The sequence below is a fragment of the Micromonospora sp. NPDC093243 genome, assembly GCF_044753725.1.
Taxonomy (GTDB): Bacteria; Actinomycetota; Actinomycetes; order Mycobacteriales; family Micromonosporaceae; genus Micromonospora.
In genome coordinates this window covers 489,635-501,501 of record NZ_JBIVNT010000002.1, presented here as the reverse complement: position 1 = coordinate 501,501, position 11,867 = coordinate 489,635, and the positions used below count along the sequence as shown (strand labels likewise).

The window sequence follows — 11,867 nt, the reverse complement described above, 5'->3', positions numbered from 1 at the left end:
CGGTATTTACCAGCAACAACGTTCCTGATATGAAGTCAGTTCATATTCATGTCGAGGAGTGCGCATGGTCGGCACCGCACCGTCCACCGTCCCGTGGTCCAACTGGGCCGGCAACCAGCGGGGCACCGCCACCACCATCCTGCGCCCCGCCCGCACCGCTGACGTCACCGAGGCGGTCCGGGCCGCCCGCGCCGCCGGCAACCGGATCCGCGTCGCCGGCAGCGGGCACTCGTTCACCGCCATCGCCCTCGCCGACGACCAGCGGATGGAGCTGGCCGCGCTCGACACCGGCGTACGGGTGGACGCCGAACGCCGGCTCGTCACCGTACCGGCCGGCATCACCCTGCGTGCGCTCAACGAACTGCTCGCCCGGCACGGCCTCGCCCTGCCCAACCTCGGCGACATCGACGCGCAGACCGTCGCCGGGGCCATCTCCACCGGCACCCACGGCACCGGCGGAGGGTACGGCTGCCTGTCGACCTTCGTCGAGGCCCTCACCCTGGTCACCGGCACCGGCGAGGTGCTGCGCTGCTCCGCCGAGGAGAATCCCGACGTCTTCGCCGCCGCCCGGGTCTCGCTCGGCGCGCTCGGCGTGCTGGTCGAGGTGACGCTGCGCTGCGAGGACGCGTTCGTGCTGCACGCACACGAGCGGCCGGCCCCGCTGGCCACGGTGCTGGCCGAGCTGCCCGAGCTGATCGAGGCGCACGACCACGTCGAGTTCTACTGGTTTCCGTACACCTCGCGGGTGCAGGTCAAGACCAACGACCGGGTGCCCACCCACGACCGCCCGCTGTCCCGGCTGCGCGGCTGGCTGGACGACGAGTTCCTGGCCAACACCGTCTTCGCCGGCGCCTGCCGGCTCGGCCGCGCGGTGCCCGCCCTCGCCCCCGGAATCAGCGCGGTCTCCGCGCGAGCGCTCACCGAACGCCGCTACACCGGCCGCTCCGACCAGGTCTTCTGCACCCCGCGCCGGGTCCGCTTCGTGGAGATGGAGTACGGGCTGCCGCGCGCGGCGCTCGGCGAGGCACTGGACGCGCTCCGGCGGATCGTGGACGGGCTGCCGTTCAAGGTGCTCTTTCCGGTGGAGGTGCGGTTCACCGCCGCCGACGACATCTGGCTCTCGCACGGCTACGGCCGGGACTCCGTCTACCTCGCCGTCCACCAGTACGTCGGGATGCCGTACGAGCCGTACTTCACCGCCTTCGAACGGGTCGCCGCGGAGCTGGGCGGTCGGCCGCACTGGGGCAAGCTGCACGGGCGCGACGCGGCGTCCCTCGCTCCCGCGTATCCCCGCTGGTCGGACTTCCTGGCCGTACGCGACCGACTGGACCCGGACCGCGTCTTCACCAACCCATACCTGACCCGCACCCTCGGCGGCTGAACGCCGGTCTGCCTCCGGTAGCCGCCCGGATTTTAACGAGATTTATACGGTTCAGAGAATTCACGATTCTGTGAAGCCGGCGTAGCGTTCGGGGCATGACTAGTGCTATCTCCGTCTCCGCCCTGGTGAAGACCTTCGGCCGGGCGCGCGCCCTCGACGGACTGGACCTGCACGTCGACACCGGCGAGGTGCACGGCTTCCTGGGCCCGAACGGCTCCGGGAAGTCCACCACCATCCGCGTCCTGCTCGGGTTGCTGCGGGCGGACGCCGGCACGATCAATCTGCTCGGCGGCGACCCGTGGCGCCACGCGGTGGACCTGCACCGACGTCTCGCGTACGTGCCGGGCGACGTGAACCTGTGGCCGAACCTGACCGGCGGAGAGGCGATCGACCTCTTCGGGTCGCTGCGGGGCGGCCTGGACAAGCAGCGCAGGGACGAGCTGCTCCAACGGTTCCAGCTCGACCCGTCGAAGCGGGCCCGCACGTACTCGAAGGGAAACCGGCAGAAGGTGGCGATCGTCGCCGCCTTCGCCTCCGACGTCGAGCTCTACGTCCTCGACGAGCCGACCTCGGGGCTGGACCCACTGATGGAGGCGGCCTTCCAGGAGTGCGTACGCGAGGTGAAGCAGCAGGGCCGGACCGTTCTGCTCTCCAGCCACATCTTCTCCGAGGTGGAGGCGCTCTGTGACCGGGTGAGCATCATCCGGCAGGGCCGGACGGTGGAGAGTGGGACGCTCGCCCAGCTGCGGCACCTGACCCGCACCACGGTCACGGTGGAGACGACGCTGCCCATCGACGGGCTGGCGACGCTGCCCGGCGTACACGACGCCGACGTGTCGGCCACCCACGCGACGTTCGCCGTCGACGGCGCCGAGCTGAACCGTGCGCTGGAGTACCTCACCCGGTTCGAGGTTCGCGCCCTTTCCAGCGCCCCGCCCTCACTGGAGGAGCTCTTCCTTCGGCACTACGGCGACGAGCTGGCAGGTGTGCGATGAGCAGCGCCTACACCGGAACGACCCGGCTGGCCCGCCTCGCGCTGCGGCGCGACCGCGTGCAGCTACCGGTCTGGATCCTGAGCACCGCCGCGCTCGGCGCCTTCGCCAGCTCGGCGATCGACACGCAGTACCCGACCGAGGCCGACCGGCTCGCCGTCCTGCGCGTGGCCGTCGACACGCCCGGACTGCTGATGTTCCGGGCCGCGCCCACCGGCACCAGCGACGGCCAGATGACCGTCTTCGGGATCCTGGCGTTCCTGGCGTTGATGGCGGGCTTCATGAGCACCCTCGCCGTCGTCCGGCACACCCGGCAGAACGAGGAGACCGGACGCGCCGAGATGATCGGCGCGACGGCCGTCGGCCGGCACGCCAGCCTGACCGCCGCCCTGATCGTCGTGGTGGGTGCCAATGTCGCGCTCGCGACGCTGATCGGACTCACCTTCGCCGGCAACGGCGAACCTGTCGCCGGGTCCTTCGCCGCCGGCGCCGGGGTCGGTGCCGCCGGCATCGCCTTCGCCGCTATCGCCGCCGTCGTCGCGCAGCTGACCCAGGGTGCGCGCGCCGCCAACGGGATCGCCGCCGCGGCGGTCGGCACCGGCTATCTGATCCGCGGCCTCGCCGACGCTTTCGGCGAGGTGCGGCCGGACGGCTACACCATGAGCAGCGCCTGGCCCTCCTGGCTCTCCCCGATCGGCTGGACGATGCAGATACGGCCCTTCGCCGGTGACCGGTGGTGGGTCCTCGCGCTGCCGCTCGCGCTCCTCGGGATCATGACAACGGCGGCCTTCGCCCTGACCGCGCGGCGCGACGTCGGCATGGGCCTGCTCCCGGACCGACCTGGACCGGCTCGGGCGTCCACCGCGCTGCTCAGCCCGCTCGGTCTGGCCTGGCGGCTGCAACGTGGCACCGTGCTCGGCTGGGCGGTGACGATCGCGGCGTTCGGGCTGCTCGTCGGCTCGATAGCCAACGCGGTCAAGGATCAGCTGGCAGCCAACGAGAACGTGGCGGGACGGCTCGACGACCTCGCCGGCGGCGGCGGACACGAGGTGATGGACGCCTTCTTCGCCGCGATGATGGCGACCATCGGCGTGTTGGTCGCCGGCTTCCTGGTCCAGGCGCTGCTGCGGGCGAGGGCCGAGGAGGCCAGCGGGCGGGCCGAGGCGGTGCTCGCCACCGCGACCGGCCGGCTGACCTGGCTGGGCAGCCACGTCGTGATCGCCACGGCCGGCGCCGTGGGCATGCTCGGGCTCGCCGCGGCCTCGATCGGCCTGGTGTACGGCGCGAGCGTCGACGATCTCGGCGGCCAGACGGGGCACCTGGCCGGCACCGCGTACCTGCAACTGCCGGCGGTGCTGACCCTGGCCGGGCTGGCCGTGGCACTCTTCGGGCTCGTGCCGCGGATCTCGGTCGGGCTGACCTGGTTCGGTTTCGCCCTCACCTTCGTCCTGGGTCCGTACGGGTCCCTGTTCGGCGTGCCCGAGGCGGTGCGGGAGATCTCGCCGTTCAGCCACATCCCGGCGGCGCCGGCCGACGCCACGGCGGCGCCGATCGTGGTCATGTCCGCCGTCGCCCTGGCACTGGGCGGGGCGGGGCTGATCCTCTTCCGCCGACGTAACCTCGCCTCGTGAACCCCGGCGGGTGACTCCGTTCGCGGCGCGGCCGGTTTCGAGCCGACCGCGCCGCCGTCCGGAACGATCGTTACAAGAAATTCAGAAAGTAGTGAAAGATAAGTTGATGCAACCCGCAGGCCACCGCGACGAGGAAGCCGTACGACGCTTCGTCGAGCACTTCGCCCTCACCTTCAGCGACATGGGCGTGCCCAGGATGCCCTCGCGGGTGCTCGCGGCGCTCCTGGTCGCCGAGGAACCCGGGTTGACCGCGGCGCAGATCAGCGAGCGGCTCGGAGTCAGCCCCGCCGCCGTCTCCGGGGCGGTGCGCTACCTGATCCACGTCGGCATGGCGGTACGCGAGCCGGCCCCCGGATCCCGCCGCGACCTCTACAAGGCGGCCGAGTCCCACACGTACACCTCGATGATCCGCAGCGGGATCTACACGAGGTTCGCCGACGTCGTCCACGAGGGTGTGGTGGCGGTCGGTGAGGAGGAGTCGTCGGCCGGTGCCCGACTGGCCGAGCTGCGGGACTTCTTCCTCTTCGTCCAGGACGAGATGAGCGCCGCCGCGGAGCGGTGGGAGAAGACCCGCGAGGAGCGGCAGCGGTCGCAGCGGGCCGGTTGACCCGCACGGCGGGTGCGCGGCCGGGCAACGCCGGCCGTGCGCCACGCCTCGACGGGGCTACTCCGCCGGCGCCTTGCGGGGGGTCGCCTTCTTGGCGGCGGTCGCCTTGGCGGTGGTGGTCTTCATGGCCGCGGTGGACTTCGCCGCCGCCGCGGTCTTCTTGGTGGCGGCCTTCTTGGCCGGCGCCTTCTTCGCCGCCGCCTTCTTGCGCGGCGCCGGCCCCTTCGCCCGCTTCTCGGCGAGCATCTCGGAGGCCTCCTCGATGGTCAACGCCTCCGGCGTCTGCGCGCGCCGCAGCGACGCGTTGGTCTCCCCGTCGGTCACGTACGGGCCGAACCGGCCGTCCTTGATGACCAGCGGCTTCTCGGTCAGCGGGTCGACGCCCATCTCCCGCAGCGGCGGCGCGGCGGCCCGGCGCTGGCGGGTCTTCGGGGCGGCCAGCAGGGCCAGCGCCTCGTCCAGGGTGACGGTGAACATCTTGTCCTCGGAGTCCAGCGAGCGGAACTCCTCACCCCGCTTGACGTACGGGCCGTAGCGCCCGTTGTTCGCGAAGACCTCGACGCCGTCCGGCGCGACGCCGATCAGCCGGGGCAGGCTGAGCAGCTTGAGCGCCTCTTCCAGGGTCAGCGAGTCGGGCGTCTGCGAGCGCAGCAGCGAGGACTTGCGCTCGCCGCTGGAGACGTACGGGCCGAACCGGCCGGACTTGAGCACGATCGGCTCGCCGGTGCCCGGGTCGTCGCCGAGCTTGCGCTCGCCGCTGCCGCCGAGGAACAGCTCGTGCACCTTCTCCGGGGTCAGCTCGTCCGGGGCCAGGCCCTCCGGGATCGGCGCCCGGTCGCCCTGGCCGCCGCCCTCCTCGCCCTCGCCGGTGGCGGCCGGCGTCGGCTGCTCGCCGGGCACCGCCCGCTGGAGGTACGGCCCGTACCGGCCGACCCGGACGACGACCTCGCGGCCCTCGTCGTCGGTGAAGAGGGGGATCGAGTTGACGCTGCGCGCGTCGATCTCGCTGAGGTTCTCGGTGACCAGCTTCTTCAGCCCGCCGGCGTGCGCGATGGCCTGGTCGCCGGTGCCGTTGGTGCTGCCGAAGTAGAAGGAGGTGAGGAAGTCGACCGCGGCGTGGTCCCCGCCGGCGATCTCGTCCAGCTCGTTCTCCATGCTGGCGGTGAAGTCGTAGTCGATCAGGCGCGGGTAGTGCCGCTCCATCAGCCCGATCACCGCGAACGCCAGGAAGGTCGGGATCATCGCCTGGCCGCGCTTGTTCACGTAGCCGCGGTCCTGGATGGTCTGCATGATCGAGGCGTACGTGGACGGGCGGCCGATGCCCAGCTCCTCCAGCGCCTTGACCAGCGACGCCTCGGTGTAGCGCGAGGGCGGCTGGGTGTGGTGCCCCTGCGCGGCCAGCTCGTCGGCGGTCAGCGGCTGGTCCTTGACCAGGGTGGGCAGCCGCCGCTCGGCGTCCTCGGCCTCGGCGTTCTCGTCGTCGCTCGACTCGACGTAGGCGCGCAGGAAGCCGGGGTCGGTGATGGTCTTGCCGGTCGCGCCGAAGTCGGCCTCCTCGCTCGCCGAGGAGACCGCGCGGATGCGCACCGAGACGCTGGAGCCGACCGCGTCGGTCATCTGCGAGGCGATGGTCCGCCGCCAGATCAGCTCGTAGAGCTTGAACTCCTCGGCCGACAGCTCCTTGGCCACCTCGCCCGGGGTGCGGAAGTTGTCCCCCGCCGGACGGATCGCCTCGTGCGCCTCCTGCGCGTTCTTCACCTTGCCGGTGTAGCGGCGCGGCTCCGGCGGCACGCTGCGCTCGCCGTACAGCTCGACAATCTGCCGGCGGGCCGCCGAGATGGCGGTCTCCGACAGGTTGACCGAGTCGGTCCGCATATAGGTGATGTAGCCGTTCTCGTAGAGCCGCTGCGCGGTGCGCATCGTCTGCTGCGAGGAGAGGCGCAGCTTGCGGGCCGCCTCCTGCTGGAGGGTCGAGGTGATGAACGGCGCGTAGGGGCGGCGGCGGTAGGGCTTCTCCTCGACCCGGGTGACGGTGAACTGCCGCCCCTCGAGCCGGGCCGCCAGCCCACGGGCGCCGCTCTCGTCCAGGTGCACGACGCCGGCCCCGGGCTTCACCCGGCCGGTGGTCGGCTCGAAGTCCTTGCCGGTGGCGATCCGGTCACCGTTGAGCGCGATCAGGGTGGCGTTGAACGCCCGCGGCCCCTCGCCCGGGTTCCGCACGGCCAGGGTGGCCAGGATGTCCCAGTACTCGGCGGTGCGGAAGGCCATCCGCTGCCGCTCCCGCTCGACCACGATCCGGGTCGCCACAGACTGCACCCGGCCCGCCGAGAGCTTCGGCATGACCTTCTTCCACAGCACCGGCGAGACCTCGTAGCCGTAGAGGCGGTCGAGGATGCGCCGGGCCTCCTGGGCGTCGACCAGGTCCCGGTCGATCTCACGCGGGTTGGCCACCGCGGCCTGGATCGCCGGCTTGGTGATCTCGTGGAAGACCATCCGTCGGACCGGCACCTTGGGCTTGAGCGTCTCCACCAGGTGCCAGGCGATGGCCTCGCCCTCGCGGTCCTCATCCGTCGCCAGGAAGATCTCGTCGACCTCCTTGGCCAGCTTCACCAGCTTGCTGATCTGCTGCTTCCGGTCGGCGGAGACCACGTAGAGCGCGTGGAAGCCGTTGTCGACGTCCACCCCGAGCCGGGCCCACGACTCACCCTTGTACTTGGCCGGTACGTCGGCGGCGTTACGCGGCAGGTCGCGGACGTGCCCGAAGCTGGCCTCCACGACGTACCCCGGGCCGAGGTAGCCCGAGATCGTCTTGGCCTTCGCCGGTGACTCGACGATGACCAGACGGGTGGTTCCAGCGTTGCTTGGCACGTCTCTCCCCGACCTCACTCCTGCTCGCGACCGCTCGGCGTCCGGTTCGGGCCGCATTCGGCCCCCGGGACCCCGACGGCCCGGATGTCCAACGTAACGCGCCGTCCGCGTTTCGGGTTTCGCGGGCGGCAAACCGCCCCGACAGGGATCGACCTGCCGGACGGCGCCACCGTACACCGTGGGTAGGGCCGGAAGCGGGCCACTGTGATGATGGCGGACCGTCGGCCGAGGTCCCACCCGCCCGTTTTCTGCCGTTATCGTCCCTCGGCTGTCCGCGACCTGACACCTCCCGGCGTCGTCAGGACAGGGCAGGCCAGGCCGGCGCCGGGGCGGCCGGCGGGGGATCCCCCACCAGCTCCGCGAGGCGGCGCAGCCGGCGCCGCCCGGTGATCAGGTACGCCGGACCGCCCAGCTCCGGCGCCAGCAGGTCGCCGGCGAGGCCGACCGCGGCGAGCGCCCGGCCGACCGGCTCCCAGCACTGCTGGTCCGCCGCGCCCAGCCGGAGCAGGAACCCGGGCGGCTCGGCCACCCCGGCCGCGGCCAACCAGAGCCGCAGCCGCCGGCCGTTGAGATGGAAGCCGGCCGGTGGCCGCTTCGCCGCCCCGCGCAGCCAGGCCATCGCGAGCGGCTTCAAGGTGCGGGTGTACGAGGTGCGTACCGCGTGCCGCTCGTCCTCGGTCGGCTCCCAGCTCGCCGCCAAACCCCGCTGGGCCAGCTCGGCCACCAGGACGTGCACCCGCCAGGCGGCGTCGACCACCACCGAGAGCCGGGCCGTGCCGCCCATCCGGACCACCTCGCCCGGCCCCGCCAGCAGCCCGACCAGGTCGGCGACGCTCGGCTCGGCCGTCTCCGCGCCGAAGAAGACCAACTGCCGGCCCTCGGCGGTCTCCGGCGGGCCCGACAGGTCACGAGTCGGGTCGGGTTCCCCGCCGGCTGCGGCCGCCGGCGTGTCGGTGCCGACGGGCGCGGTACGCCGTCCGCGCCGGCCGGCACGGGCAGTCGAGGCCGGATCGGGGTCGGGCACCGGGAAGAGCGCCGGGAGCAGTTCTCCTCCCGACTGGTCGCCGAGCCCGTTCAGCGACACTCCGGCACCTCGTCGAAGGCCCGTTTCAGCTCCTCCGACTTGAGCCGATTGGTGTCGAGCGCACCGGCGTCGTACTCCTTGTTCAGGGTGTCCACGGCGGCCTTGACCCCGTCGTAGAAGGTGCTGGCCTGAGCGGTGCTGAGCCCGTCGATGGTGTCCCGCGCCCGGCCGTAGGCGTCCCGCATCTTCCCCAGCGAGGAGCGGAAGCCGGCGGAGATCTCCTCGCCGTGGTCGGTCTCCGGTACGCCGGCCTTCTCGACCTCGCGCCGCGCCGTCTCACTGGCCTCCTCGGCGCCGCCGAAGAGGCGGACCAGGTTCTCCTTGGCCTGCGCGGGGGTGGTCTGCGCGGTCATCTGCTGGTCGGTGCTGCTGGTCAACCTGCTGATCTCCGAGCGCCACGGAGCGAGCGCGGAACAGACCGAGGCCGCCCAGGCCCGCGGGCTGGGGCCGCCGCCACAGCCGGAGACGACCAGAACGAGCGTGGCCAGGACCACCGTGAGCTTTCCGGCAGCAGCCGCCCGGCACGTACGCATGCGTTGCAGCGTACGGCGTCTGTCGAGGGGTGGCACCGCTCAGGTTTCCCCACCGCGGGCCCGGCGTGGGTGCCCGGAGCCCCGGCCGGCGACGGGCGCCGGCCGGGGACTCCGTGCCGTCCGGGTCAGGCCGGAACCGTCTCCTGCTGCTGGCCGGGGCTGCCCGATCCGGTGCCGTCGCCGGCATCCGCGTCGGACATCGCCACGCCCTTGCGCTTGCTGAACATCACCGCCGCGACGATGACCAGGGTGGCCGCCACCGCGATGCCGATCCGCAGGCCGGTGTTCCGGTCGTCGCCCACGCTCCAGGCCACCACGGCCGGCGCGATCAGCAGCGAGACCAGGTTCATCACCTTGATCAGCGGGTTGATCGCCGGGCCGGCGGTGTCCTTGAACGGGTCGCCGACGGTGTCACCGATGACGGTCGCGGAGTGCGACTCGGAGCCCTTGCCGCCGTACGCGCCGTCCTCCACCAGCTTCTTGGCGTTGTCCCAGGCGCCGCCGGAGTTCGACAGGAAGACCGCCATCAGCGTGCCCGCCCCGATCGCACCGGCCAGGTACGACGCCAACGCCCCCGGGCCGAGGCCGAAGCCGACCGCGATCGGCGCCAGGATGGCCAGCAGGCCGGGGGTCATCAGCTCGCGCTGGGCGTCCCGGGTGCAGATGTCGACGACCTTGCCGTACTCCGGACGCTGGGTGCGGTCCATGATGCCGGGCAGCTCACGGAACTGCCGGCGGACCTCCATCACGACCGCGCCGGCCGAGCGGGAGACCGCGTTGATGGCCAGCCCGGAGAAGAGGAAGACCACCGCCGCACCGATGATCAGGCCGACCAGGTTGCGCGGGTTCGCCACGTTCAGCGAGTTCAGGATCTCCGACCCGACGTCGCCCACCCCGGCGTCCGCGTACGCGGTACGCAGCGTGTCGGTGTACGAGCCGAAGAGCGCCGTCGCGGCGAGCACCGCGGTGGCGATCGCGATGCCCTTGGTGATCGCCTTGGTGGTGTTGCCGACCGCGTCCAGCTCGGTCAGCGTCCGGGCGCCGTGCTCGTCGATGTCGCCGGACATCTCCGCGACGCCCTGGGCGTTGTCGGAGATCGGCCCGAAGGTGTCCATCGCGACGATCACGCCGACCGTGGTGAGCAGGCCGGTGCCGGCCAGCGCGACCGCGAAGAGCGAGAGCGTGATGGAGGAGCCGCCGAGCAGGAACGCGCCGAACACGCCGGCGCCGATCAGCAGCGCCGAGTAGACAGCCGACTCCAGGCCGACGCTGATGCCGGCGAGGATGACGGTCGCCGCGCCGGTCTGCGAGCTCTTGCCGATGTCCTGCACCGGGCGCTTGTTGGTCTCGGTGAAGTAGCCGGTCAGCGCCTGGATCGCGGCGGCCAGCACGATACCGATGATCACCGCGCCGATGGCCACCAGCCGCGGGTTGCGGTCGACGTCGGTGAGCCCGCCCTCCAGCTCGGCGAAGGTCGCCGGGAGGTACGCGTACGCGGCGATCGCCACCAGCACCGCGGAGATCACCGCGGAGAGGTAGAAGGCCCGGTTGATCGCGGTCAGGCCGTTGCGGTCGGAGCTGCGCAGCCGGGTGATGAAGACGCCGACGATCGCGACCAGGACGCCGATCGTGGAGATGATCAGCGGGAAGACCAGGCCGTCCTCGCCGAACGCGGCGCGACCGAGGATCAGCGCGGCGACCAGGGTGACCGCGTACGACTCGAAGAGGTCGGCGGCCATGCCGGCGCAGTCACCGACGTTGTCGCCCACGTTGTCGGCGATGGTGGCGGCGTTGCGCGGGTCGTCCTCCGGGATGCCCTGCTCGACCTTGCCGACCAGGTCGGCGCCGACGTCGGCGGCCTTGGTGAAGATGCCGCCGCCGACCCGCATGAACATCGCGAGCAGCGCGGCACCGAAGCCGAAGCCCTCCAGCACGGTCGGCGCGTCCCCCCGGAAGAGGATGACGACGAGCGCGGCGCCGAAGAGGCCGAGCCCGACGGTGAGGAAGCCGACCACGCCGCCGGTCCGGAAGGCGATCCTCATGGCGGCCTCCCGGCCGCCCTGCCGCTCCCGGGCGGCGGCCGCGACCCGCAGGTTGGCGCGGGTGGCCAGCCACATGCCGGCGCCGCCGATGAAGGCGCTGAAGAGCGCGCCGACCACGAAGAAGGCCGACCGGCCGATCTTCACGGCGGTCTCGCTGCCGTCGGTGTCGTGCACCGGCAGCAGGTAGAGCAGTATCACCGCGACGACGACGAAGATCGCCAGGGTGCGGAACTGTCGGAGCAGGTACGCCGAGGCGCCCTCCTGGACGGCCCCGGAGATCTCCTGCATGTTCGCGGTGCCCTTGCCGGCCGCCAGAACCGTCCTGGTGAGGGCGGCGGCGAATACGAGCGCCACCAGCGCGATCACCGCGGCGATGACGACGTACGTGACATTGGCTCCGGTAAGGGAAAGCTCGCCAACGTCGGCGGCCAAGGTCTTGGACATCTGTGTCCTCCTGTACCGAACACGCGTCGGCCGGTGGAGACGCACCGACCGGCGCCTGGATGCGGACTCGCAAGCGCCCGCCGAGCCCACCCAGCGGACGAGCGACGAACACCCGTTCCCGCTGGCTGCGGGATGGATCACTTGCAGACAACCCGGGTACTGTAGCCCTCCGCAGTGTCCGAGGTCACACCGAGGGTGCACCCCCCGCCGATGATCTTCGTCGCTGTGTTATGAACCGAAATCTGATATAGGAGCGGGTCCATACGATGCAGGCCGCGCCCCCTG

The 11,867-nt window shown here is 71.7% G+C and carries 8 protein-coding genes; 4 read left to right on the top strand and 4 right to left on the bottom strand.

What is annotated here, in order from left to right; all coding sequences use genetic code 11:
* The first annotated feature begins 64 nt into the window (after positions 1-64).
* The 4 genes from ACIP9D_RS07085 to ACIP9D_RS07070 all read left to right on the top strand — a co-directional run bounded on the left by ACIP9D_RS07085 (position 65) and on the right by ACIP9D_RS07070 (position 4,611).
* Positions 65-1,381, top strand: coding sequence for a D-arabinono-1,4-lactone oxidase (locus tag ACIP9D_RS07085; protein WP_350867989.1), 1,317 nt, complete (start codon positions 65-67; stop codon positions 1,379-1,381).
* A 95-nt stretch (positions 1,382-1,476) separates the two neighbouring features.
* Positions 1,477-2,376 carry an ABC transporter ATP-binding protein gene (locus ACIP9D_RS07080; RefSeq protein WP_350867991.1) on the top strand — a complete coding sequence of 300 codons (900 nt, stop codon included), beginning with the start codon at positions 1,477-1,479 and terminating at the stop codon, positions 2,374-2,376.
* The gene (locus ACIP9D_RS07075; RefSeq protein ID WP_350867993.1) at positions 2,373-4,004 is read left to right on the top strand and encodes an anibiotic ABC transporter; all 1,632 of its coding nucleotides are present in this window, start codon (positions 2,373-2,375) and stop codon (positions 4,002-4,004) included. The genes ACIP9D_RS07080 and ACIP9D_RS07075 overlap by 4 nt, the downstream gene beginning before the upstream one ends.
* A 106-nt stretch (positions 4,005-4,110) precedes the next feature.
* Positions 4,111-4,611, top strand: coding sequence for a MarR family transcriptional regulator (locus ACIP9D_RS07070; protein ID WP_350867995.1), 501 nt, complete (start codon positions 4,111-4,113; stop codon positions 4,609-4,611).
* A 57-nt stretch (positions 4,612-4,668) separates the two neighbouring features.
* On the opposite strand, the gene topA is transcribed toward ACIP9D_RS07070, so the two are convergent.
* The 4 genes from topA to ACIP9D_RS07050 all read right to left on the bottom strand — a co-directional run bounded on the left by topA (position 4,669) and on the right by ACIP9D_RS07050 (position 11,582).
* Entirely contained in the window at positions 4,669-7,479 is a 2,811-nt protein-coding gene (gene topA, locus ACIP9D_RS07065) for a type I DNA topoisomerase (RefSeq protein WP_350867997.1), read from the bottom strand.
* Between the two features lie 298 nt (positions 7,480-7,777).
* Positions 7,778-8,563: a hypothetical protein gene (locus tag ACIP9D_RS07060; RefSeq protein ID WP_400449488.1), complete on the bottom strand. Its 786-nt coding sequence runs from the start codon at positions 8,561-8,563 to the stop codon at positions 7,778-7,780.
* Positions 8,554-9,096, bottom strand: coding sequence for a hypothetical protein (locus ACIP9D_RS07055; protein ID WP_350867999.1), 543 nt, complete (start codon positions 9,094-9,096; stop codon positions 8,554-8,556). Before ACIP9D_RS07055 ends, ACIP9D_RS07060 begins: the two co-directional genes overlap by 10 nt.
* Before the next feature lie 125 nt (positions 9,097-9,221).
* Complete coding sequence (locus ACIP9D_RS07050; protein WP_350868001.1) at positions 9,222-11,582, bottom strand: sodium-translocating pyrophosphatase; 2,361 nt, start codon at positions 11,580-11,582, stop codon at positions 9,222-9,224.
* Positions 11,583-11,867: the final 285 nt, after the last annotated feature.